We start from the raw sequence: 24,492 nt of genomic DNA, 5'->3' as shown, positions 1-24,492 counted from the left end.
TTTATCCGAATCGTCTTTTCCCGAATTTGCCTGTTGCGAGAAACACGAAACCGTCAATTGATCAGATAAATACCATGCAATGAAGTAGCGCCCGCGCTCGATATGTCGGGGCGACATGCCGCTCTCCTTGCATGCGGTCTCCCGTGTCACGCGTGCCGCCGCGCGCCATTCGATCATCGCAGCACGCAATTTTCACGTTTCAAACGATATTATTAAATGCCGAACAGGAATACCCATCGCTTAACCGATAATACCAATTTCAATTATATGAAGATGATAGATCGAAACATATTTAACAATCTTTCCAACTTGTTAACCTATAAACTTGTTTTTGACGGACTTCCCTCGGAGCCGTCAATTTCGTGCCTTCAAAACCGACGAACCCATCGGGTTCGTCGGTTTCTTTTTTAACGGCATCATTTCGTCAGACATGAGGGCGGGACAAACCCGACGGCGCAAGACGGGCGGGGCGCAACGAACGTGCGCCGCGGAAACCCGGCCTCAGGCGGCCGGCGCGCCGATCAGGTTCGCGAGCAGCGCGTCGTACTCGGCGACGAGCGCCGGATTCGCCGACGTGTAACGGCGAAGGATCTCGCGCTGGCACCGCGCATACGCTTGCCAATCGTCGTCGTGCGTATGGAGCGCGCGCAGCAGCGCATCGGCGCCCTGCTGCACGTCGTTGTCCGGATAGTAGTAGCCCAGATCGGGCGCGAGACTCGCGTTGTGCACGAGCGGATAACCCTGCCAGCACACGTCGAAATAGAAATAGTTCAGCGGATTCGACCATTGGTGCGACACGACGATATCGGTCAGGTCGGCCAGGAACAGCGGCGTATCGAAGCGCCCGACGAAGCTCGCCTTGCCGGCGCGCACGATATCCAGGTAGTTCATCAGCATCACGAACTCGGGGCTGTCGTGTGCGAGGCGATCGGCGTTCGTCACGTGCGTGAAGCAGATCGCGTCGGGGTCGCGGCGATACGCTTCGTCGATGATCAGCATCGGATACACGCAGAACTTCACGACGTTGTGGTTCGGCTCCATCACCGTGAGCCGCTTGCCGGGCTCGCTGCGCGGCCGGTATTCGCCGTGCTCGGGCAGCGACCGCGCGCGCTCGGTCAGGAACATCGGATCCCACACGAACGGCACGACGCGCCCCGGACAGCGGCGCAGCGACTGCAGGAACGGCAGCGACGACGGCGCGATCTGCGGAATCGCCCACACCTCGTCGTAGCCGCGGTTGATGAACAGCGACTCCCACAACCGGCGGCCGAACAGCATCGACTCCATCGCGTTGATGTACTCGACCCCGCAGCAATAGCTGACGAGCTTCGCGCCGCGCGCTTTCAGGTAGGCCGTCTGCTCGCCATCGATCTGCCCGCCGAGTTCGATCACCACGTCGAGCGCATCCTTCATGTCGGCGAACGCGCGCGTGTCGTACACGCCGCGATCCCACGGCAGGGCGTCGGTCAGCGGCACGTCGGTCGTGTTGACCAGCGTCACACGGTAACCGTGCGGCGACGCCATCAACAGCTTCGCGAGAAACAGCGCGTTCTGCTTGATGCCGTTGATCCACAGGCTTTCGTCGGGGGCACGCAATCCGATCGTGATACCGATGCGCAGGCCGGTCAGGGCAGGAGACGTCATCGTCGGCGGGATGGAAAGTTGAATGGGGATGGCATGGCGCATTCTAGCGGAGCGCCGGCCGCACACTGTCAGGGATGGTCAGCGGCCGGTCCGGCCGTGCCCATCCGCCCGAACGTTATGCGATGCTCGCGCCGCCCGGCAGCCGGTTTTTCTCGCGGCATTCGAGCGGGCAGCTGGCGACCTCACCGCACCGCGATCATCGAATGGAACACGACGCCGCGCAAGTCCTCCAGATCCTCCACGATGAACCGGCGCGGCGCTCGCGGGAAAGCGCTTCCGGGCGGGGCGCCGCGCTGAAGCGCACCGCGCGAATCGCTGACGCGGCCGCCGCACCGTCAACGATCGGTAAACGCGACGCGCCGGCCGGATGCGACCGGCCGGCGCGTCGTCGCATCGGTTGCCGTCGTCAGATCGCCGCGATCGTCGGCGTGACGGCCGCCGGGTCGGTGATGCTCGGCTTGCCGGTTTCGACGTGACCCGCGATGCGGCGCGTCCAGCCGGCATTGCCCGCCACGGCGAACTGCAGGTCGTACCAGTGGCTGCTGCACGACAGGTCCCAATGCGCTTCGACGCGCTGCCCCGCCGGGACCGTCAGCGTGCGCGCCGCGCCGCCGTACGCGACATCGGTCGCCGTGACCGTGAGCGGGCCGGTGCCGGCATTGGCGATCGTCACGTAAACGTCGCCGTTCGCGGTGTCGTAGCACGGCGTGATTTCAGGCTTGGCAGCGCCATCCGCGGCGGCCGAACCCGCGAAGCGCCGGAAATAGCCGTTCGGCCCCCACACACTCACCAGGTAGTTGCCGTTCGCATCGAGCGCCCACGTATCGGTCAACTGCTTGCCCGCTTCGACCGTATAGCGGCGCGGCATCGCGGTGGGGTCGCCCGTATAGACCCAGAAATGCGCGCCCTGCGTGCCGGTATTCACGAACGTCACCGCATAGCCTTGCGCCTGCAGCTGGCCGGTCACGTGCAATTCGTACGGTAGCGCGCGGGCCGGCCGCGTGCCGGGTTCCTGCGCGGTCACGATCTGCTGCGCGGTGCTGGCCGGCGCGGTCTGCGACGACGCGCGCGAGCATTGCAGATCCGCCTGCGCGACATACGCCTGCGTGCTCGGCAGGGTCGGCAGCGTCGCATCCGACTTCGAGAAGTCGAGCGCCGACGTCAGGTCGCCGCAGATCGCGCGGCGCCACGGCGAGATGTTGGTCTCCATCACGCCGAAGCGCTTCTCGATGAATTGCAGCACCGACGTGTGATCGAACACCTGCGAGCACACGAAGCCGCCCTTCGACCACGGCGACACGACGAACATCGGCACGCGCGGGCCAAGGCCGTACGGCAGGTTGTCGGCCGTATAGGTGCCGGCTTGCGTCGCGGTCACGACGTTGTGCCGCTCGAGCGATACGTCCACGGTGCTCATGCCCGAGCCGGGCAGCGTCGGCGCCGACGGCGGCACGACATGGTCGAAGAAGCCGTCGTTTTCGTCGTACATGATCAGCAGGACCGTCTTGCTCCACACGTCCGGATTGGACGTCAGCGCATCGAGGATCGTCGACAGGTAGTACGCACCGTACAGCGGCGTGAACTTCGGATGCTCCGAATACGCGGCCGGCGGCAGCAGCCACGACACCTGCGGCAGCGCGTTCGCCTGCACGTCCGCTTTGAGCTGCGTGATCGGGCGCGTGCTCATCCCGCGCGTCTGCAGCGACGAACCGGCCGGCGCGTTCACGAAGTTGTTGAAGCACGCGAGCATGTTCGTGCCGTAGTTGCCGGTGAAGTTGTCGAACCCGGTGCCCTGCTGATAGATCTGCCACGAGATGCCGGCTTTTTCGAGCCGCTCCGGGTAGGTCGTCCAGTTGAAGGGCGGCAACTGGACCTTGTCGAACTGGTTGTCGATGTAGTCGGTGTTGTCGAGCAGCGGGCCGCCTCCCGTGCCGAGCGGATCGACCATGCCCGTCATCAGGTACATGCGGTTCGGGTGCGTGTTGCCCGGGATCGAGCAGAAGTAGTTGTCGCACACCGTGAACGCATCCGCGAGCGCGTAATGGAACGGGATGTCGTCGCGAACGTGATAGCCCATCGTCATGTTCGACTTCTGCACGGCCCACTGGTCCGCGCGGCCGTTGTCGATCGCGCCGTGCGTCGTCGCCCACGTATGCGGCAGGCCGCCGATACATTGCGCGTTGACGCCCGGGTTGGTCGTGTCGTAGCGGAACGGTGCGATCACGCTCGACTTGTCTTCCTGGCGCGGCTGGAACCACACCGGCTTGCCGTTCGGCAGCGTGACCGGGAAGCGGTCGTTGTAGCCGCGCACGCCGCTCAGGTGTCCGAGGTAGTGGTCGAACGAACGGTTCTCCTGCATGAACACGACGATGTGCTGCACATCCTGGATCGTGCCCGTCACGGTGTTCGGCTCGACCGCCAGCGCCTTGCGGATCGATTCCGGCAGCAGTGCGGTGGCGGCGGTCGCGCCGGCGAGGCCGGCCGAGAACTTCAGAAAATCGCGTCGAGAATGGATGGCCATGCTGGTTGCGCTTGATGGGATTTCTGGTGGAAACGGCCGGTATCAGGAAGCGGGCGACGAAGCAGGCGCGGTGAAGCCCGGCGGGCAGCGCATCTGCGCGGTGGCGACCACGGCGCCGCCGCACGCGGCCTTCTGCTGCGCGACGGGCGCGGCGGGTGCGGTCAGGTCGTCGTTGCAGGCGCCGAGGACGGCGCTCAGCACGACCAGACCGGCGACCGCGAAAGGCCGTAGGGCCGACGTTCGCATAACGGTTCTCCGTGAGGATGATGACGTGACGCGGACGCGAACCCGCGCCGGTCATATCGACGCCGAGATGCTATGTTCGACTTGTTACACGACGGTGTCGAGCGACAGCAGCCGATGCGCAGACAGATCCCCGCGTTGGTGCGGAAATCGCAGGTGCGCCATCGACTGGCCCTTTTTCGAGCCGCTACATCGTCCACCGCCCGGTTTCAATCGCCGCCTCCATCATTTTGATCGTGAGCGGACGCTCCAGTATTTTGTCCCTGGCGTCGGCGCTGAATGGCGACCTGAATACCGTCATCAAGAGTCGACCCAATCCCAGTTTCCGGGACGGGTAATAATAATCAATGTCGAAATCGGAAATATCGACACCAAACGTTTCCGAAAATCTCCGCATCAATCTCGACATGGCCCTGTCGGAAATTTCAAGATCGATGCAGAGATCCGTGTCCTCGGTAAGCTCCAGCTCGCCCCATAGTGGCGAATCGGCCTCTTCCCGCACCATCTCTATCAGACGACCGTCCATTAAAAGCGATCCTCTTGCTTGACCAAGCCATTGTACGTGACTGTCGAGCGATACATGATGACCGATATATCGATAGCGGTAATGACCCAACCCACCACCGGTACGGCCCGCCCGACAAAGGCGCCGAGCTCCCGGGTAAATTTGATCTTGAGCAGCAGGAGACTCCTGAATGACGTTACCGTTGGCAGAATTTTGTACTTGAGTTCATAGGGCAACACCTTTCTCGATACCCTGGATGCGATTGAGGTTCCCTTGACCGCTCCGCCGAATTTCCCCTGGTCGGCACAAACCTTTGACCCAACAAAATCATTGCGATTCCGACAGCATCATCGATACCCAACTCCTCACAGGCCACATCGATAACAATCAGGCAGAAAAGTTCTGGCGGGGTAAGGTCAATGTGAATTCCATACTTATATTTGTTCGCCATCTCAGTCTTTCTCTCGGCTACATTGCGCAGGACACCGGGCCGCACATCCCGGCGGGTACGCTAACGCAGCCATGTCGCGCATGGACAGGAACGCGCAGCCGTTTCTCCAAACGAGTCTGATTTTCCGGACACCCGCGGAAGCAGCCCCGATCGCGTGCAGCCTTTCTCCACAAGAGGAAGCAGTCAGTTCGTTTTGGCGAAGTAGTCCGGACCGGACCGGTTTCGATCTTTGAACAACTGTTGCAACGGGCAAACCGGTGCAAGGCAGCGCGACAGCGCATGTCGAGCGGCTGTTACCGGCGAGAATCCCGGGATTATTCAAAAATCTCGAAGATGCGGCACGCAAATTATTTGTTTTTGTCTGCGCGCGACAAGATCGACGATCACAACACAAGAATGCAATGTCGTCCTGATGCAGGCACATCAAGTATCCACAGCCGGAGGGCGTCGGGGCGCTCGGATAATACGGGGCACGATGGCCCCTGCGTGAGAGCCGGCAACGGCCCTCACGCGTATGCAACGCTCAGTCTTACGCCATCATCAGCAACTGCGCACCGTCCGCGACCTGATCGCCGACGCCGTACAGCACTTCCGCGACGACGCCCGCGCTCGGCGCGCCGATCGTGTGCTCCATCTTCATCGCTTCCATCACGATCAGCGGCGTGCCGGCTTCGACCTTCTGCCCCGGCTCGACCAGCACCGCGATCACCTTGCCGGGCATCGGCGCGGTGAGGCGGCCGCCGCCCTGCTCCGCGTCCCCCGCATGCGCAAGCAGGTTGCGCCATTCGAACGTCTCGGCCGCGCCCTGCGTGAACACGTGGAACGTGTCGCCGTCCGCATACACGCGGCCGCTGCTGCGCACGCCGCCCAGCGTCACGTCGAAATCGAGCGGCGTGGCGCCGCGCGTCCACGCGAACGGTTGTGCGGCGGCGTCGCCGATCGCGACGCGCGTGCCGGCGCCGTCGTCCTCGTACGCAACCGTCACGTCCGCTTCGCGATCGGTCGCACGCCATTCGAGCGTGCGGCGATAGCCGCCGTTCAGCCGCCAGTCCGGCAGCGAACACCACGGCGACGCGCCGTCCTGCGCGGCGCCGCCACGCTCGCGTGCCAGGAGCGCGGCACATGCGAGTGCGAGCATCGCACGCGGCGGCTGTTGCGGCGCGAACAGCGCATCGTGGTTGCGCTCGATCAGGCCCGTGTCGAGATCGGCGATCGCGAACGGCGCGCATGCGACGATCCGCTGCAAGAACGCGGCGTTGGTATGCAGGCCGACCACTTCGCACGCGCGCAGCGCACGCAGCATCAGGCTCAATGCTTCCGCGCGATCCGCGCCGTGCACGATCAGCTTGGCGATCATCGGATCGTAGAACGGCGTGATCGCATCGCCCTCGCGCACGCCGCTGTCGACGCGCACCGCCGCCCCGATGTCGAATTCGGCGCCTGCCGGCAACCGCAGATGCTTCAGCGTACCCGTCGACGGCAGGAAGCCGCGTGCGGGGTTCTCCGCGTACAGGCGCGCCTCGAGCGCATGGCCGTGCACGTGCAACTCTTCCTGCTTCAGCGGCAGCGGCTCACCCGACGCGACGCGCAATTGCCATTCGACGAGATCGAGCCCCGTGACCATCTCGGTCACCGGATGCTCGACTTGCAGGCGCGTGTTCATCTCCATGAAGTAGAACGCTTCGCCCGTCATGATGAATTCGACGGTGCCCGCACCGACGTAGCCCACCGCGCGCGCGGCCGCGACGGCCGCTTCGCCCATCGCCTGGCGCACGTCCGCATGCAAACCGGGTGCCGGCGCTTCCTCGAGCACCTTCTGGTGACGACGCTGCACCGAGCAGTCGCGATCGAACAGGTAGACGGTATTGCCGTGCGTGTCGCCGAACACCTGCACTTCGACGTGACGCGGGCGCGTCAGGTATTTCTCGATCAGCACGCGATCGTTGCCGAAGCTGCTGGCCGCTTCGCGCTGGCACGACGCGAGCGCCGCCGGGAAATCGTCGGAGCGCTCGACCACGCGCATCCCCTTGCCGCCGCCGCCCGCGCTCGCCTTCAGCAGCACCGGGTAGCCGATCCGGTCGGCTTCGCGATGCAGATTGGCCGCATCCTGGTCGTCGCCGTGATAGCCCGGCACGAGCGGCACGGCGGCCGCGTGCATCAGCGCCTTCGCGGCAGCCTTCGAGCCCATCGCCGCGATCGCGTCGACCGGCGGCCCGATGAACACGATGCCGGCCTCTTCGCACGCGTGCGCGAAATCTTCGTTCTCCGACAGAAAGCCGTAGCCGGGGTGAATTGCCTGCGCGCCGGTCGCGCGCGCGGCTTCGATGATGCGCTCGACGCGCAGGTAACTGTCTGCCGCGGCCGAGCCGCCGATATGCACGGCCTCGTCGCACGCGGCCACGTGTTTCGCGTTCGCATCCGCGTCGGAATAGACGGCGACGCTCGCGATCCCGAGACGTTTGCACGTCGCGGCGACGCGGCACGCGATTTCGCCGCGGTTGGCGATCAGAATCTTGTCGAACATGGCTTCGATGTCGTCCGGAAGGTTAAGGTCACGCGATCATTCGCGCCACGATGGCGTGCGCTTTTCGAGGAAGGACGCGATCCCTTCGCGCGCTTCCGCGCCGGCGCGGGTCTTCGCGATCCAGTCGGCGGTCTGCTCGATCAGCGTCGCGTCGAGCGCGCGCCCGGCCACGTCCGCAACGAGCCGCTTGCACGCCCTCACCGCATCGGGGCCGTTCGCGACGAGCGTCGCGGCCAGCTTCGCGACCGTTTCGTCGAGCGCGTCGGCCGGCACCGCATCGTGAATGAAGCCGAGCGATGCGGCGCGCGCGCTGTCGAACACTTCGGCCGTCGTGAAATAGCGCCGCGCCGCGCGCTCGCCCATCGCACGGATGACGTACGGCGCGATCGTCGCGGGAATCAGCCCGAGCCGCGCTTCCGACAGGCAGAACTTCACGCCGTCCGCGGCGAACGCAATGTCGGCCGCCGCGACGAGGCCCACGCCGCCCGCATACGCATCGCCATGCACGCGCGCGATCACCGGCTTGCCGCAGCGATGGATCGCTTCGAGCATCCGCGCGAGCTTGCGCGCATCGGCGCGGTTCTCGTCGTCCGAATAACCGGCCATCCTCTTCATCCAGTTCAGGTCCGCGCCCGCGCAGAACGCGGCGCCTTCCGCGGCGAGCACGATCGCGCGCACGCCTTCGTGCGCATCGAGCCATTCGAACGCGGTGGTCAGCTCGGCGATCGTCGTCTCGTTGAATGCGTTGCGCACGTCGGGACGCGCGAGCGTGACGGTCGCCACGCGGCCGGCTTCGCTTACCTTGATCGTTTCGTATCGCATCGGTCGGTCCTCCCGGGCGTTACATGCGGAACACGCCGAAGCGCGTGTCGTCGATCGGCGCGTTCATCGACGCGGCGAGGCCGAGCCCGAGCACGTCGCGCGTCTGCGCGGGATCGATCACGCCGTCGTCCCACAGCCGCGCGCTCGCGTAATACGGATGGCCCTGGCGCTCGTACTGGTCGCGGATCGGCTGCTTGAACGCATCCTCTTCCTCGGGCGACCACGAACCGCCCTTCGCCTCGATGCCGTCGCGACGCACGGTCGCGAGCACCGACGCAGCCTGTTCGCCGCCCATCACCGAGATTCGTGCATTCGGCCACATCCACAGGAAACGCGGGCCGAACGCGCGGCCGCACATCCCGTAGTTGCCGGCGCCGAACGAGCCGCCGATGATCACCGTGAACTTCGGCACCTTCGCGTTCGACACGGCCGTCACCATCTTCGCGCCATGCCGCGCGATGCCTTCGTTCTCGTACTTGCGACCGACCATGAAACCCGTGATGTTCTGCAGGAACACGAGCGGGATCTTGCGCTGGCAGCACAGCTCGATGAAATGCGCGCCCTTCACGGCCGATTCGGAGAACAGGATGCCGTTGTTCGCGACGATCCCCACCGGATGGCCCCAGATGTGCGCGAAGCCCGTGACGAGCGTCGTGCCGAAGCGCGCCTTGAATTCGTCGAATTCGGAATCGTCGACGATGCGTGCGATCACCTCGCGCACGTCGAACGGCTTGCGCGTGTCGACCGGAATCACGCCGTACAGGCTCTTCGCGTCGTAGCGCGGCGGCTTCGGCTCGCGCAGCGCGATCGGCGGCGCGATCTTCGGCGCGAGGTGACCGACGATGTTGCGTGCGATCGACAGCGCATGCGCGTCGTTCTGCGCGAGATGGTCGGCCACGCCCGACAGGCGCGTATGCACGTCGCCGCCGCCGAGATCCTCGGCGCTCACTTCCTCGCCGGTCGCGGCCTTCACGAGCGGCGGGCCGCCCAGGAAAATCGTGCCCTGGTCCTTCACGATGATCGACTCGTCGCTCATCGCCGGCACGTACGCGCCGCCCGCCGTGCACGAGCCCATCACGACGGCGATCTGCGCGATCCCCGCGGCCGACATCGTCGCCTGGTTGAAGAAGATGCGGCCGAAGTGATCGCGATCGGGGAACACGTCGTCCTGGTTCGGCAGGTTCGCGCCGCCCGAATCGACGAGATACACGCATGGCAGCCGGTTTTCGGCGGCGATTTCCTGCGCACGCACGTGCTTCTTCACGGTGATCGGGTAGTAGGTGCCGCCCTTGACCGTCGCGTCGTTGCACACGATCACGCATTCGCGACCGGCAATGCGGCCGATCCCGGTGATGACGCCCGCGCCCGGCGCGTCGTCGTTGTACATGCCGTTCGCGGCGAGCTGCGAGAACTCGAGGAACGGCGCGCCCGGATCGAGCAGTTGCGCGATGCGGTCGCGCGGCAGCAGCTTGCCGCGCGACAGGTGCTTGTCTCGCGCGGCTTGCCCGCCGCCTTGCGCGAGCCGTTCGATCTTCGCGCGCAGGTCGGCAACGACCGCCTCGAGCGCCGCGGCATTCGCGCGGAAGTCTTCCGAACGCGGGTTCAGTTTCGATTCGATGATCGGCATCGACGGGGCTCCGTTCGCGTGACGTGGGGCGTTACATCGTTTCCGCGAACAGCTCGCGGCCGATCAGCATCCGGCGGATCTCGCTCGTGCCGGCGCCGATCTCGTACAGCTTCGCATCGCGCCACAGGCGGCCGACCGGGTATTCGTTGATGTAGCCGTTGCCGCCGAGAATCTGGATCGCCTCGCCGGCCATCCACGTCGCCTTCTCGGCCGTATAGAGAATCACCCCCGCGCAGTCCTTGCGTACCTGGCGAATGTGGTCGCTGCCCGCCGAGTCCAGATGGCGGCCGACTGCGTACAGGTACGCGCGGCACGCCTGGAACGTGGTGTACATGTCGGCGACCTTGCCCTGGATCAGCTGGAATTCGCCGATCGACTGGCCGAACTGCTTGCGGTCGTGGATGTACGGCACCACCGCGTCGAGACACGCGGCCATGATGCCCGTCGGGCCGCCCGACAACACCGCGCGCTCGTAGTCGAGGCCGCTCATCAGCACCTTCACGCCGCCGTTCAACTGGCCGAGGATGTTCTCTTCCGGCACCTCGACGTCCTGGAACACGAGCTCACCCGTGTGCGAACCGCGCATGCCGAGCTTGTCCAGCTTCTGCGCGACCGAGAAGCCCTTCATCCCCTTCTCGACGATGAATGCGGTGATGCCGCGCGAATGGGCCTCGACGTCCGTCTTCGCGTAGACGACGAGCGTGTCGCAGTCGGGGCCGTTGGTGATCCACATCTTCGTGCCGTTGAGCACGTAGCGATCGCCGCGCTTGTCCGCGCGCAGCTTCATGCTGACGACGTCGGAGCCGGCATTCGGCTCGCTCATCGCGAGCGCGCCGATGTGTTCGCCGGACACGAGCTTCGGCAGGTATTTCCGTTTTTGCGCTTCGGTGCCGTTGCGGTGGATCTGGTTCACGCACAGGTTCGAGTGCGCGCCGTACGACAGGCCGATCGACGCCGACGCGCGCGAGATCTCCTCCATCGCGACCATGTGCGCGGTGTAGCCCATGTTCGCGCCGCCGTATTCCTCGGAGACGGTCATGCCGAGCACGCCGAGATCGCCGAACTTCTTCCACAGATCCATCGGGAACTGGTCGGTGCGGTCGACCTCCGCCGCGCGCGGCGTGATTTCCTTCGCCGCAAACGTCGCGACGGCGTCGCGCAGCATCTCGATGTCTTCACCGAGCATGAATTGCACGCCGGGCAGGTTGATCATGTCTCCTCCGTCTCCAGAAAGTGTGCCGCACTCACCGATTTCTGAGTTTCGCTCAAATCGAATGAATACGGGTATTCATTGACCAATACAGCAGAAATTTTGCACAGTTTCGCGCCTCGCCGGGTTCTGCGTCAATAGTTTTCTGAGTGATACTCAGATATGATGCGAGCATGACAGCCGCTCCCGCCGACACCATGACCGCCCCCGCCAAAGCCGACCGCGCCGACACGCCGCGCGCACCCGCCGGACGCAAATCCCAGCAGCGCGTGCAGGACATCCTGCGCGCCGGTCGTGAAGTGTTCGCCGAAAAAGGTTACGAGCATGCGACGGCAGCGGAGATCGCGCAGCGCGTGGGCGTGTCGGAGGCGACGGTGTTCAGCTATTTCCGCGGCAAGCGCGAGCTGTGCGCGCGTGTGATCGCCGACTGGTACGACGAAATCATCGCCGCGTTCGAACACGGGATGCCGCGGGACGCGTCGGTGCAGCAGCAGTTCGCGTTCATCGTGCGCACCCACCTGCGGCTGATGCTCGTGAACGGCACGGGGCTGTGCGCGCTGGTGCTGTCCGAGGGGCGCGCGAAGCAGCATGCGTTGAGCGACGAACTCACTGCGCTGCAGCGCCGCTACACGGCGCCGTTGATGGACGTGCTCGCGCGCGGCCAGGCGGCCGGGCAGGTGCGTGCGGATCTGCCGCTGAGCCTGCTGCGCTCGATGGTGTTCGGGCCGATGGAGCACGTGCTGTGGGATGCGATCCTCGGGCACCGCAAGCTCGATACGGAAACGACGGCCACGCAGTTGATCGACATGCTGTGGGCCGCCATGCAGCCGCCCGCGCCGGAGCAGGCAGCGCTGGTGCGCTTCAGGAACGAAGTGGCGGAAGCGGTGCGGCGGCTGGAAGGGGAAGCGTCACGCGCGTGACGCGGATGGGCGGCGCGGCGGACGCCCCCGCCGCGGCTTCCGCGCTGGCGCTCACGCTGCGGCGCCGCTACGAATCCTCGCTCACCCGCAGCGGCGCGCGGCTTTGCTCGTTGTTCAAATGGACGAACTTGCGCAACAGGCGCATCAGCTCCTGCGAATCGTCCTCGCCCATGCCGTCGAACAGCCCGGCACGCAGTTCCTTCACTGACGGCATCAGGTGGGTGAGCAGCTCGACACCCGCCGGCGTCAACAACAGACGCCGCTGACGCCGCGGCAGCACTTCGCGGACGATCAATCCTTTCGCTTCGAGCCGGACCGCGAGATCGGCCGTGGTCGACGTGTCGAGCGCGACCCGCTGCGCGAGCGTCACCTGGTCGAGCCCCGGATTCTCGTAGAGCATCCGCAGCACCGCATACTGCACGGGCGTCACGTCCCGGCCAAGCTTCTCGTAGAACATCGCGACCGCGATCTGGTGTGCGCGCCGGATCAGGTGCCCGGGTTCGTCGTACAGGTCGATCGGGAAAGCCGGCAGGTCGGCGGGATTCGTTTTTTCCATGGATGAGTCGATGACATAGGCGGCGCGCACGGTTGCGCACGCCGTCGGCATGGCGCTACGCGCGCCATTTCCCGGGAAAACCAGTATACCGCTCGCCTTGTCCCGCCCCATATCAATGAGTACACTGAATCTCATTCAGTACACGGAATGATGATCGGGCCGCATCCCCGGCGGCACCGCCCCGAAGGAGACAAGAACATGTTTCTCAAGAACGCGTGGTACGTGGCATGCACGCCCGACGAAATCGACGGCAAGCCGCTGGGCCGCAAGATCTGCAACGAATCGATGGTGTTTTACCGCGCGGCGGACGGCCGGGTCGCCGCGCTCGAGGATTTCTGCCCGCACCGCGGCGCGCCGCTGTCGCTCGGCTTCGTGCGCGACGGGGTGCTCGTGTGCGGCTATCACGGGCTCGAAATGGGCTGCAACGGCAAGACGGCCGGCATGCCGGGCCAGCGCGTCGGCGGTTTCCCGCCGATTCGCAACTTCCCGGCGGTCGAGCGGTACGGCTTCGTGTGGGTCTGGCCGGGCGACGCGTCCGAAGCCGATCCCGCCAGGCTGCCCGCGCTGGCGTGGGCCGAGGATCCGGCCTGGGCGTATGGCGGCGGCCTGTATCAGATCCGCTGCGACTACCGGCTGATGATCGACAACCTGATGGACCTCACGCACGAGACCTACGTGCATGCGTCGAGCATCGGCCAGAAGGAAATCGACGAAGCGCCGCCGAAGACGACGAGCCATGGCGACGAGGTCGTCACGAGCCGCTTCATGGAGAACGTGATGCCGCCGCCGTTCTGGCGGATGGCGCTGCGCGGCAACGGGCTCGCCGACGACGTGCCGGTCGACCGCTGGCAGATCTGCCGCTTCACGCCGCCGAGCCACGTGATGATCGACGTAGGCGTCGCGCACGCGGGCCACGGCGGCTACGACGCGCCGGCGAACAAGAAGGCGTCGTCGATCGTGGTCGACTTCATCACACCGGAGACCGACACGTCGATCTGGTACTTCTGGGGGATGGCGCGCAACTTCCGGCCCGACGACGACGCGCTGACCGCCGAGATCCGCGAAGGCCAGGGCAAGATCTTCGCGGAGGATCTCGAGATGCTCGAACGCCAGCAGCGCAATCTCGAGCAGTGGCCCGAGCGCACGCTCCTGAAGCTCAACATCGACGCCGGCGGCGTGCTGTCGCGCAAGCTGATCGACCGGCTGCTCGCCGCCGAAAACGCGGCGAGCCCGCAGCGGCCCGTGATGCCGGTCGCGCAGGTCAAGGAAGCGTCATGAGTGGCGCGACATTGACGGTCCGCGTGGCCCGCAAGTGGCAGGAAGCGCGCGACATCTGCGGCTTCGAATTCGTCAGCGACGATGGCTCGCCGTTGCCGCACTTCGACGCCGGCGCGCATATCGACGTGCATCTGCCGGGCGGGCTCGTGCGCCAGTACTCGCTGTGCAACCATCCGCAGCAACGCGATCGCTATCAGATCGCGGTGCTGCGCGAGGCCGACGGCCGCGGCGGGTCGCGCGCGATTCACGACGAAGTCCGGCAAGGCGATACCGTGCGGATCGGCCTGCCGCGCAATCAATTCCCGCTCGCGCCCGACGCGCCGCACCATCTGTTGCTCGCCGGCGGGATCGGCGTCACACCGGTTCTGAGCATGGCGGAACGGCTGTTCTCGGCCGGCATCCCGTTCGACATGCATTACTGCGCGCGCTCGGCCGACCGCATGGCCTTCGTCGAACGGATCAATGCGGCCGGGTTTCGCGATCGCGTCCGCTTCCACGTCGACGACGGCGATCCCGCGCAACGCTTCGATCTGGCCGCCGTGCTCGCGGCCGCGCCCGAAGGCACGCATCTGTACGTATGCGGCCCGCGCGGCTTCATGGACGCGGTGCTGAATGCCGCGCGCGAGCGCGACTGGGCCGACGCACGGCTGCACTACGAGTTCTTCGGCGGCGCGGTGGCATCGTCCGGCGCGGATCGTGCATTCCAGGTCAGGATCGCGAGCAGCGGCAAGGTGATCGACGTGCCGGCCGAATGCACGGTGATCGCGGCGCTGGCGGCGAACGGCGTCGACGTGCTGACGTCGTGCGAGCAAGGCGTGTGCGGCACTTGCCTGACCCGCGTGCTCGAAGGCGAGCCCGATCATCGCGATGCGTATCTGACCGACGATGAAAAAGCGGCCGGCGACCAGTTCATGCCGTGCTGCTCGCGATCGCGAACCGACCTGCTGGTCCTCGATCTGTAGATCGGTAGACGGACCGCCCGACACGCGGCGGCCAGCCGCCGTCATGGCGATGATCGATGGTGCTGCAACCCGAACCCGCCTGACCATCGCACGCCGCCCCCGTCCATCGCTCAGCTCAATCGGCGAGCCGGCAATGCGACAGCTTCAACCCCGGCAGCACCGGCGCATCGACATAGCCTTCGTTCACGCAACTGAACCGGAACGCCGCCGACGTGACGAACGGCTTGATCTCGCCGCCGGGGAATTTCGGCTTCAGCGCCTCCTGGTCGGCCACGTCGAAATGCGTGTCGAACTGCTCGCCGTCGGCCGTCAGCGCGCCGAAGTACGTGCCGCCCGGGTCGCTGCCCATCCGGATCACGGCGCCGACGAACGCGACGCGCTTGCCGTCGTACTTCGTCTTCGCAGCGGCCATGTCCTGCGTATAGGCCTCGATCATCGCGCCGTAGTGCGCGTCGATCGCGGGTTCGGCGTTCGAAGCCGCACGCGCGGCCTGGTGTACGCCCGCCAGCAGCGCGCAGGCCGCAAGCGCGGCCGCCGCGAACGGCGCGGAAATCTTCTTCATGGGTGGTCTCTCCCGTCTAGCGTGGTGGTTGGAATGATCGAAGCCCGGCGCGATGCCGGTTGAATTCGCTTGCGTCGCTTTAATCGTTCGAACGGCGGTAAACGGCTGCGATCACTTCGTCGCCCACGCGGTCGTGCGCGGCGCATGGCGTCGCGCCGAGCGCGACGTGACAGGAAGATGACATGGTGCGGCCCCCGGCTCTCTCGTTGAATTTCACTGCGTCTGATTTTGGCCGCTACGGTAGCAGACGGCCGACAGGGCGGCAACCGACGGCCGCGCATTGCCCGGTCGCCCCATTACAATTGCAAATGGTTCTCATTACATATATCATGCGCGTCCTGTACGCAACGCAATGTCGCGGCCCACGCCACGATCCTTCGCCTTCCTCTTCCCGCATCGATTCATGCCATCCCGTCGAACGCCCTGCCGTGTCCGGACCCCGCGTCCGTGGCGCACGCGCCTGCCTGCCCTGCTCACCCTGTGTGCCGCGACCGGTGCGCATGCGGCCGGCGCCGAACCCGTTGCCCCCGCATCGGCTCCGGCGACCGCCGCCGAACACGAACTCCCGGCGATCAGCGTCAATGCATCGGCCACCGTCGATCCGACGATCGGCTATCAGCCGCGCACGACGAGCATCGCGGGCGGCGACGACCGGCCGCTGAAGGAGATCCCGCAATCGGTCGCGGTGGTCAGCAGCAGCGTGATGCAGGACCAGCAGGCGCGCTCGCTCGACGACGTGCTCGGCAACGTCAGCGGCGTCACGCAGACGAACACGCTCGGCGGCACGCGCGACGCGTTCATCAAGCGCGGCTTCGGGTCGAACAACGACGGCTCGGTGCTGGTCGACGGCGTACGCACGCCGGTGCTGCACAGCTATCTCGCGACGATCGATCGCGTCGAAGTGCTGAAGGGCCCGGCCTCGCTGCTGTACGGGATGCAGGACCCGGGCGGCGTGATCAATCTCGTCACGCGCAAGCCGGAAGACACGTTCGGCGGCTCGATCTCCGCGTCGCGCACGAACCACGGCGGCAGCACCGCCCAGTTCGATCTCACGGGGCCGCTCGGCAAGCCCGGGCAGGTCGCGGGCGGCACGCTCGCATTCCGGCTGACCGGCGAATACGACACGGGTCGCTACTGGCGCAGCTTCGGTCGCGAACGCAATGCGCTGATCGCGCCCGCACTGTCGTGGCACGACGCGAACACGTCGATCGACGTCAGCTACCAGTACGTCGACTACACGACGCCGTTCGACCGCGGCACCGTGCTCGTCAACGGCCAGCTCGACGATGCGCTGCGCTATCGCCGCTACGAGGAGGCGTGGTCGCAAAGCAGCGGCATCCAGGAAACGCTGCGTACGCGTATCGAGCACCGCTTCTCCGATGCGTGGCGCGTGCGCGCGACCTACGGCTGGGGCCGCGACCGCTACGACCAATACCTCACCCGCGCCACCGCGTTCAACAGCAGGACCGGCGCGCTCACGCGCTCGTCCGATGCGAACCTCGGGCGCAACGATTCGGACCAGATCGCGACGCTCGGCCTGCTCGGCAACGTGACGCTCGCAGGCATGCAACACGCGATCTACGTCGGCGGCGAATACGAGCGGCAGCGCAGCTTCCGCGGCGACACGATCCGCGGCAAGGCGACGACGGGCTTCAATCTCTACGATCCCGTGTACGGCCTGCTCGCGCCGGGCGGCGTGCCGAATCCGAAGCAGAGCGATTCGCGCTCGGTCGTGCATGCGTATTCGACGATCGTGCAGGACTCGGTGAAGATCACCGATCGCCTCACCGCGGTAGGCGGGCTGCGCTGGGAAAACTGGCAGCAGGAATCGGGGATGGGCCGGCCGTTCGCGTTCGCCGACCGCTCGCGCGGCAGCGTCTGGCTGCCGCAGTTCGGGCTCGCGTATGCGTTGACGCCGGCGCTGACCGCCTACGCGAACGTGAGCCGCTCGTTCAAGCCGAACGTCGCGTCGAACGTCGCGGCGCCGCTCGCGCCGGAATACGGCCGCGTGCTCGAGGCCGGGCTGAAGTTCAGCCTGAAGCCCGCGATCACGGGCACGCTCGCCGTCTACCAGATCGACAAGCGCAACGTCGCGGTCACGGTCGGCGACATCACGTCGACGATCGGCACCGCGCGCTCGCGCGGGGTCGAGCTGGACGTCGCCGGGCAGATCACGCGCCACCTGAGCGTGATCGGCAGCTATGCGTATACGAACGCGAACGATCGCGACAGCAACACGCCGCTCGTCAACGTCGCGCGCCACACGGGCAGCTTGTTCGCGGTATATGACACGGCCATCGCGCATCTGCCCGGGCGCTGGCGCTTCGGCGGCGGCGCGCGGCTCGTCGGCGCGCGGCCCGGCGACACCGCGAACAGCTTCTCGCTGCCCGGCTACGTGACCGTCGACGCGTTCGCGGCGTACGAAACGACGATCGGCAAGTTCCCGACCCGCTTCCAGCTCAACGTGAAGAACCTGCTCGACAAGACCTACTATCCGTCGAGCAACAGCAACCTGATCGTCGCGGTCGGCGAGCCGCGGCTCGTCACGCTGACGACGACGGTATCGTTCTGACGCCCCGGCGCGCTCACGGCCGCCAGCGATACACGACGATGCTCGAGCCGTTGTAGTTGTCCTTCGTGATCACGTATTCGCCGGTCGAGCGCAGGTACGCCTGCACGCCGTACATCGAGTCGACGTCGTTGCCGACGTCCATCGCCGACGCGTTCGAGTTCGTCAGCGTCGTGACGAGCGCGCCGGTGTTCAGGTCGAATACGTCGATGTTCGGCACGGTATGCACATAGCCGACGAACAGGTAGTGGCCGGCCGCCGCGATCGATTTCGGGTTCGCGCTCGTCAGGTTGATCACCGGGTTCGGGGTGCTCGTGTTGCCGTTCTTCCAGCCGCGATAGACCTCGATGTGCCCGTTCATCGCGGTCCAGTCCCAGTTGCCCGCGAGGCCCTGCGCGAGGATCATCGTGTCGCTGTCGGCCTGGTAGAGGATGCGCGTCACGGGCGCCACGCTGCTCGGCACGGCCGTCGTCACCGGCTTGCCCCATGACGGCTTGCCAGTCGCGTCGAAGCCCGTCATCGGGTAGCGCGTGATCACGTTGGAGCCGTTCAGTCCGGCCCACACGTCGCCGTTGCCGTCGATGTCGAAGCCGGCCGTCACCTGCAGCGTCGTGTTGAACGGCTTGCCGGGCAGCGAGCCGGCCGGAATCGCGATATAGCCGCTCGCGGTGTTGAAGTAATAGAAGTTGAAGTTGCCCGGGTTCTGGCCCGACGCGACGAGGATCCGGTTGCCGCCGACCGTCACGAGCTGGCCGAAGTGCTGGCCGCGCTGATAGTCGTTCATGTCGAGGCGCGGGTCCTTCGGATAGGTGAACGGGTCGACCGTGTTCGCGACGAACGTGCCGCCCGCGGTGCCCGTATACACGTTGTTGCCGCTGAAAAACAACGCGCCGTCGGTCGCGGGATCGGGTGCGGCGATCCCCTCGAAGTTCAGCGCCTGCAGCTTCCATTGCAGCGTGCCGACCGGGCTGTACGCATGCAGATCGGTGCTGCCGTTGCGGCCGAGATCCCAGCCGCCGCCCCACGCGTTGTTCAGTACGTACAGGTTGCCCGCCGCATCCTTGCCGAGCGCCGCGACGCGCGTGAAACGCTTGTCGCCGACCTGCCCCTTGATGCCCGTCGTCGTGTCGAGATAGCCGCCCTGCACGCCGAACGTACCGACTTGCACCGGCATTCCGGGCAGCCCGCCGTACACCTTGATGTTCATGTCGGGCCCTTCGTCGCCCACCATCAACCGGCCCATCGACGCATCGAAGTACAGCGACGCCGGCCGCGCGCCGGCCGCCATCTGGAGCGTGTTCATCGCCGCACCGGTCGCACTGAACTGCGCGACGACGCCCGCGCTCTTGCGCGCGACCCACAGGTTGCCGGCCGCATCGAGCGCCAGCGCGCCGGGGCCCGTGACGCCGATGTCGCGCTGCCACACGCCGTCGGTCGTATAGACGCGCACGCGGTTGCCGTAGAAGTCGCTCACGTACAGCAGGTTGCCGCCCGTCGCGAGGCCGGTGATCACGTCCGCATACTGGATGCCCGTCCACGTGCTGACCGGAATGCGCAGGTCGCGCTGGTTCGTACTGCGGTTGTAGCGGCCCACCGAGCCGCTGCCGAACGTGCGGTTGTAGCCGAGCGCGACGAACAGCGACGTCGAATTGCCGGTGATCGCGCCGCCCTGGAATTCGTCGTGGATGCCGATCGTGCCGAGCGGCTGGCCGTTCTGGTAGATCGCGACGCCGCCCGCGTTCTCGTCCCAGCGCGACGCCGTGTAGATCACGCCTTCGGGCGCGACCCACATCGAGCGCGCGCCGTTGCCGACGTGCGAGGCCAGCGTGCCGTACGTGTTCGCGAGCCAGTCGGTCGAGTATTGCGCCTGCGCATGGCTTGCCGCGGCCAGCATCGCCATGCACATTCCCAGCAACGCTGCGCGGATTTGTTTCATTGACATGAATAATGCTCCCAGACGAACAATGGTCGACACTGTAAATCGCGGCGCATGAAATATTGGTGATTCCGACAAATGCGTATTCGCCGTTCCATCGAATTATTCACTCCACGCCCTTTGCCGTCCGGCGCTTTTTCGTCAACGATCGCAAAATCTTCGAAACCGTGCCACGACGGCCTGCCAGCCGCGCGGTTTCGGCGCATTCCCCGGCATTTTCTTCCGGGCCACCAATGCAAATACGTCATTTTTTCTGACATGCCGTATCGCCTTTTCATCCCGGAATTCTTTTCGATTATTACAAATCGAAATTAAAATGAAAGAGAAAAATTATTGTGCGGCGCGATCAGCTTTTCGCGATTTCGGACACGGAAGGGAAAGCGGCAGGGAAAGGAGGAATGTGGCGGGAAAAGCCGCGCGCCGGCCGGACCGGCACGCGGCGGCGATCGTTCAGCGCGGCGGGTCGAGCGTCGGGCCGTCCCAGCCGTCGACGTATTTCGTCGGCGTATCGACGACGTCGATCACGCGTTGCCGGGAGAACAGGTGCATCGTCGGTTGCTGGCGAGCATGCCGACAACGGCGCCCGCCGTAGCCGCGGGCGCCGTTGCACGCGCAACGATCGCCGCGTCAGAACTTCTGGCGCAGCCCGAGGCTCACGATCGCCTGCGATCGCGAGTCGGACGAATGGCCGTTCGCCTTGTCCGACACCGACGCAGTTGCCGCCACCGGCCGGCCGAGCGCGTCGAGCGTCGTGCCGGACGCATGCTGGTACGCGCCGAGCAGATACACGCTGGTGCGCTTCGACAGGTCGTACACCGCGCCGAGCGTGACGTTGTGATACTGCGCGCGGTTGTCGATGCCGTCGACGTCGCTGCCGCGCGTGTAGCTGTAGCCGGCGAACAGCTGCGTCTGCGGCTGCACGTTCCAGCGCGTGAACACGCCCGCGACGTTGAACGTCGCATGCCCGGAGAACAGCGATTGCGCGCCGCCGCGGTACTGCACGTTGCTGTAGTTCACGCCGACGACGGCCGGGCCGAAGTCGTACGTCGCACCGGTCGCGATCACCTGCTGCGACTGCGCGCTCGCATAGCCTTCGTTGATCGACGAATTGAACAGGCCGTCGTCGGTGCTCCGCCACTTGCCCGCCGTCGGATCGGTCGCGCCGGTCTTGCTGTTGTCCGAGCGCTCGTAGCCGACGCCCACGCGCAGCGGCCCGGCCGCGTATGCGGCGCCGACGCTCCACGTGTTGCGCTGCTTCATGCTGCCCGGCTGGCCGCCGAAGCCGTACAGCGCGCCGAACGTGAAGCCCGAGTAGTTCGCGCTCGTGTACTTGATCGCGCTGTCGACGCGCGCGGTCTGGTCGAGATCGTCGATGTCGCCCGGATGCGCGCCGAAGCCGCCGATGAACGAAGACGGGCCGACCGGACTCACGAAATCGTCGAGCGACGTGTACTGGCGGCCGAGCGTGATCGTGCCGTAGCGGTCGCTGCCGACGCCGACGAACGCCTGCCGGCCGAACTGGCGGCCGCCCTGGCCCGACGTGCCGTTGGTGATGTCGAAGCCGTTCTCGAGGACGAACAGCGCACGCATCCCGCCGCCGAGATCCTCGGAACCCTTGATGCCCCAGCGGCTGCCGGACAGGTTGCCCGTCGTGAGCCCGACACTCGAATGCCCGGTGTACGCACCCGCCGACCCGACCCGTTCGTTGCTGCGATAGGTCACGCCCGCATCGACGATGCCGTACAGCGTGACGGAGCTTTGCGCGGCGGCGATACCCGCGAGCGAGAGCAGCAGCGGCGCTGCGATCAGTTGCTTGTTCATGGTTTGGTGTCTCCGGGCGCTGAACCCGTTGTTCTGGCTGTTGCGAGTGGCACGCGCGGGCGCCGACATCCGCCGGCGGTCCGAGCCCGGCGACGTCCGCGCGCGACGACGCGGCGGGCACGCCCGCTGCGGCCGGTATGGTAGTTGGAACCGGTTCCGTTCCAAAGCGGAATAATGGCAACAGTTTCTTGTCAAAATTGAGATAGTCGACGAGCGGCCGGAAACGCGACTGCCGCGCCTGTACAGCGCGGGGCGACGCGGACGATAATCGGCTGCGCGCCGTCCACCGGGAGCTTCTTCATGCACGAAACGACCTTGCTGATCTTCGCCGCCGTCGCGTTCGTCGGCATCGCGACACCCGGCCCGACCGTGCTGCTCGCGCTGACCAACGGCTCGCGCTACGGCGTGCGCCGCGCGGCCTATGGTTTCGCGGGCGCGATGCTGTCCGACTTCGTGCTGATCGTCGCGGTCGCGCTCGGCCTCGGCGCGCTGCTGCTGGCGTCGGCGTTCTGGTTCTCGGTCGTGAAGTGGCTCGGCGCCGCCTATCTCGCCTATGTCGGCATCCGGCTGCTGACGTCGAAAGGGTCGCTCGACGTCGCGGCCGCCCAGGGCGGCACGGCCACGGCCTCCGGGCGCAACGCGTCGATCTTCGCGAAGAGCTTCCTGACCGCGGTGACGAACCCGAAGGGCTATCTGTTCTTCTCCGCGTTCCTGCCGCAGTTCCTCGATCCGCTGGCGCCGCTCGCGCCGCAGTACGTCGCGCTCGCGGTCACATTCGCGCTGCTCGACGGCATCGTGATGTTCGGCTACGCGCTGCTCGGCGCACGCGCGGTGCGGCTGCTGAAGCGCTCGGGCGCGCTGTGGCTCGAACGCACGTGCGGCGCGATGCTGCTCGCGCTCGCCGGTTCGCTCGCGCTGTACCGGCGCCATGCCACGTAGGCGCTCGGTTCGATGAGAATCGCCGCACCGCCCGACGCCGGATTCCCCGGCCTGTCGCTCAGGCAACTCGAACGCGCGGACCTCGACGCGTGGTACGCGTACCTGTCGAATCCCGACGTCTTCCGCCACACGAGCTGGAACCTGCGCTCGCCCGACGACCTGCTGCCGCTGTTCGACAACATCGAATCGGCCGATCCCGATTCGATCCGGCGCCTCGCGATCGTCGACACCGCATCGGGTGCGCTCGCCGGGACGATCGGACTGCATACGGTGTCCACCGTAAACCGCTCGGCGGAGCTCGCGTACGACTTCGCGCCGTCGCACTGGGGGCGCGGCATCGCGAGCGCGGTGTGCGAAGCCGTGACCGCGTGGGCGTTCGCCGAAGGCGGCTTCAACCGCATGCAGGCCGTCGTGCTGACCAGCAACGCGGGCTCCGCGCGCGTGCTGCAGAAGTGCGGCTACCGCTACGAAGGGCTGCTGCGCGCATACAAGATGGTGCGCGGCACACCGGGCGATTTCGCGATGTACGCGCGGCTCGCGACCGACTGACACGCCACGCCGCCGCGCATCGCGCGCCAATGCCGTGACGCAATTGGACGCGCCGCGCCGAATTGGCGACAATCGCCGTTCCCCTCATCGACGCTCCGCCATGAAAATCGCCGCGCTGTCCGACATTCACGGCAACCTCGCCGCGCTCGACGCGGTGCTCGACGACGTCCGCCGCCGCGGCGCCGACGTGATCGTCAACCTCGGCGACATCCTGTCGGGCGCGCTCCATCCGGCCGAGACGGCCGATCGCCTGATCGCGCTCGACGTGCCGACCATCAAGGGCAATCACGAACGGCAACTGCTGACGCTCGAGCGCGACGCGATGGGGTTGTCGGATCGCTGGGCGCATGACACGCTGCGCGCCGACCACCGCACGTGGATCGCCGCGCTGCCCGAACGCCTGATGCTCGACGGCGACGTGCTGATGGTGCACGGCACGCCGGCCAGCGACCTCGTCTATTTCCTCGAAACGGTCACGCCCGACGGCTGCCGCGCGGCCACGCCCGATGAAGTCGCGCAACGCGCGGGCGACACGGCGGCCTCGCTGATCCTGTGCGGCCACACGCACGTGCCGCGCACCGCGAAGCTCGACGACGGCCGGCTGATCGTCAATCCGGGCAGTGTCGGGCTGCAGGCGTACGCGGACGATCTGCCGCATCCGCACCGGATCGAGACGGGCTCGCCGCATGCGCGCTACGCGATGGTGTCGCGCACGGCGGCCGGCTGGAACGTCGACTTCCATGCGGTCGAATACGACTGGCACACGGCCGCCGCCATCGCGGCGTCGCGCGGACGCGACGACTGGACCGTCGCGCTGCGCACCGGCCGCTGCTGACGCGCGCGTACCGCCCGC

The 24,492-nt window shown here is 66.2% G+C and carries 20 protein-coding genes and 1 pseudogene; 8 read left to right on the top strand and 13 right to left on the bottom strand.

Going from position 1 to position 24,492, the window contains the following annotated elements; translation table 11 throughout:
• Positions 1–501 precede the first annotated feature (501 nt).
• The gene (locus A9Z05_RS26250; protein ID WP_069620670.1) at positions 502–1,644 is read right to left on the bottom strand and encodes a DUF2827 domain-containing protein; all 1,143 of its coding nucleotides are present in this window, start codon (positions 1,642–1,644) and stop codon (positions 502–504) included.
• Positions 1,645–1,766: 122 nt separating this feature from the next.
• Here A9Z05_RS26250 and A9Z05_RS37040 point away from each other — a divergent pair, with 122 nt between their 5' ends.
• Positions 1,767–2,120: a hypothetical protein gene (locus tag A9Z05_RS37040; RefSeq protein WP_176730250.1), complete on the top strand. Its 354-nt coding sequence runs from the start codon at positions 1,767–1,769 to the stop codon at positions 2,118–2,120.
• Here the strand turns inward: A9Z05_RS37040 and A9Z05_RS26240 are convergent.
• From A9Z05_RS26240 to A9Z05_RS26205, 8 genes and pseudogenes are all read right to left on the bottom strand, one after another.
• Positions 2,051–4,165, bottom strand: a complete 2,115-nt coding sequence (locus A9Z05_RS26240) for a phosphocholine-specific phospholipase C (protein WP_069620668.1) — start codon at positions 4,163–4,165, stop codon at positions 2,051–2,053. The two genes, A9Z05_RS37040 and A9Z05_RS26240, sit on opposite strands and share 70 nt — an antisense overlap.
• Before the next feature lie 42 nt (positions 4,166–4,207).
• Entirely contained in the window at positions 4,208–4,411 is a 204-nt protein-coding gene (locus A9Z05_RS26235) for a hypothetical protein (protein WP_069620667.1), read from the bottom strand.
• Between the two features lie 184 nt (positions 4,412–4,595).
• Positions 4,596–4,934, bottom strand: coding sequence for a DUF1493 family protein (locus tag A9Z05_RS26230; protein WP_069620666.1), 339 nt, complete (start codon positions 4,932–4,934; stop codon positions 4,596–4,598).
• Positions 4,934–5,364, bottom strand: a pseudogene (locus A9Z05_RS38475) (STM2901 family protein). The gene A9Z05_RS26230 and the pseudogene A9Z05_RS38475 overlap by 1 nt, the downstream one beginning before the upstream one ends.
• Positions 5,365–5,893: 529 nt before the next feature.
• Positions 5,894–7,888, bottom strand: a complete 1,995-nt coding sequence (locus A9Z05_RS26220; RefSeq protein WP_069620665.1) for an acetyl/propionyl/methylcrotonyl-CoA carboxylase subunit alpha — start codon at positions 7,886–7,888, stop codon at positions 5,894–5,896.
• A 36-nt stretch (positions 7,889–7,924) separates the two neighbouring features.
• Entirely contained in the window at positions 7,925–8,710 is a 786-nt protein-coding gene (locus tag A9Z05_RS26215) for an enoyl-CoA hydratase/isomerase family protein (RefSeq protein WP_069620664.1), read from the bottom strand.
• Positions 8,711–8,729: 19 nt separating this feature from the next.
• Positions 8,730–10,337: a carboxyl transferase domain-containing protein gene (locus tag A9Z05_RS26210; protein ID WP_069620663.1), complete on the bottom strand. Its 1,608-nt coding sequence runs from the start codon at positions 10,335–10,337 to the stop codon at positions 8,730–8,732.
• 31 nt (positions 10,338–10,368) lie between these two features.
• Entirely contained in the window at positions 10,369–11,550 is a 1,182-nt protein-coding gene (locus A9Z05_RS26205; protein WP_069620662.1) for an isovaleryl-CoA dehydrogenase, read from the bottom strand.
• 170 nt (positions 11,551–11,720) lie between these two features.
• On the opposite strand from A9Z05_RS26205, the gene A9Z05_RS26200 reads away from it, so the two are divergent.
• A complete protein-coding gene (locus A9Z05_RS26200; RefSeq protein WP_069620661.1) occupies positions 11,721–12,467 on the top strand; it encodes a TetR/AcrR family transcriptional regulator in 747 nt (248 codons plus the stop codon).
• A gap of 67 nt (positions 12,468–12,534) precedes the next feature.
• On the opposite strand, the gene A9Z05_RS26195 is transcribed toward A9Z05_RS26200, so the two are convergent.
• Positions 12,535–13,023 carry a MarR family winged helix-turn-helix transcriptional regulator gene (locus tag A9Z05_RS26195; RefSeq protein ID WP_069620660.1) on the bottom strand — a complete coding sequence of 163 codons (489 nt, stop codon included), beginning with the start codon at positions 13,021–13,023 and terminating at the stop codon, positions 12,535–12,537.
• 198 nt (positions 13,024–13,221) lie between these two features.
• Here A9Z05_RS26195 and A9Z05_RS26190 point away from each other — a divergent pair, with 198 nt between their 5' ends.
• Together A9Z05_RS26190 and A9Z05_RS26185 are read left to right on the top strand one after the other, a co-directional pair.
• On the top strand, positions 13,222–14,301 hold the full coding sequence (locus A9Z05_RS26190; RefSeq protein WP_069620659.1) for an aromatic ring-hydroxylating dioxygenase subunit alpha: 1,080 nt from the start codon (positions 13,222–13,224) through the stop codon (positions 14,299–14,301).
• On the top strand, positions 14,298–15,263 hold the full coding sequence (locus A9Z05_RS26185; RefSeq protein WP_069620658.1) for a PDR/VanB family oxidoreductase: 966 nt from the start codon (positions 14,298–14,300) through the stop codon (positions 15,261–15,263). Before A9Z05_RS26190 ends, A9Z05_RS26185 begins: the two co-directional genes overlap by 4 nt.
• A gap of 115 nt (positions 15,264–15,378) precedes the next feature.
• Here the strand turns inward: A9Z05_RS26185 and A9Z05_RS26180 are convergent, their stop codons facing one another.
• Positions 15,379–15,825, bottom strand: coding sequence for a hypothetical protein (locus A9Z05_RS26180; protein ID WP_069620657.1), 447 nt, complete (start codon positions 15,823–15,825; stop codon positions 15,379–15,381).
• A 403-nt stretch (positions 15,826–16,228) separates the two neighbouring features.
• On the opposite strand from A9Z05_RS26180, the gene A9Z05_RS26175 reads away from it, so the two are divergent.
• Positions 16,229–18,397, top strand: a complete 2,169-nt coding sequence (locus tag A9Z05_RS26175; protein WP_069620656.1) for a TonB-dependent siderophore receptor — start codon at positions 16,229–16,231, stop codon at positions 18,395–18,397.
• 13 nt (positions 18,398–18,410) lie between these two features.
• Here the strand turns inward: A9Z05_RS26175 and A9Z05_RS26170 are convergent, their stop codons facing one another.
• Positions 18,411–20,336 (bottom strand): SMP-30/gluconolaconase/LRE-like region family protein, encoded by a 1,926-nt coding sequence (locus A9Z05_RS26170; RefSeq protein ID WP_069620655.1) that lies wholly within the window; start codon positions 20,334–20,336, stop codon positions 18,411–18,413.
• 621 nt (positions 20,337–20,957) lie between these two features.
• Entirely contained in the window at positions 20,958–22,151 is a 1,194-nt protein-coding gene (locus A9Z05_RS26165) for a porin (protein WP_069620654.1), read from the bottom strand.
• A gap of 300 nt (positions 22,152–22,451) precedes the next feature.
• On the opposite strand from A9Z05_RS26165, the gene A9Z05_RS26160 reads away from it, so the two are divergent.
• From A9Z05_RS26160 to A9Z05_RS26150, 3 genes are all read left to right on the top strand, one after another.
• Entirely contained in the window at positions 22,452–23,090 is a 639-nt protein-coding gene (locus A9Z05_RS26160) for a LysE family translocator (RefSeq protein WP_069620653.1), read from the top strand.
• 12 nt (positions 23,091–23,102) lie between these two features.
• A complete protein-coding gene (locus A9Z05_RS26155) occupies positions 23,103–23,639 on the top strand; it encodes a GNAT family N-acetyltransferase (protein ID WP_069620652.1) in 537 nt (178 codons plus the stop codon).
• A 100-nt stretch (positions 23,640–23,739) separates the two neighbouring features.
• On the top strand, positions 23,740–24,474 hold the full coding sequence (locus A9Z05_RS26150; protein WP_069620651.1) for a metallophosphoesterase: 735 nt from the start codon (positions 23,740–23,742) through the stop codon (positions 24,472–24,474).
• Positions 24,475–24,492: the final 18 nt, after the last annotated feature.

This window comes from Burkholderia sp. A2, from assembly GCF_001729305.1.
GTDB lineage: Bacteria > Pseudomonadota > Gammaproteobacteria > Burkholderiales > Burkholderiaceae > Burkholderia > Burkholderia sola.
Note: the sequence above shows the minus strand (reverse complement) of the source record. Positions and strands in the feature narration are given on the sequence as shown.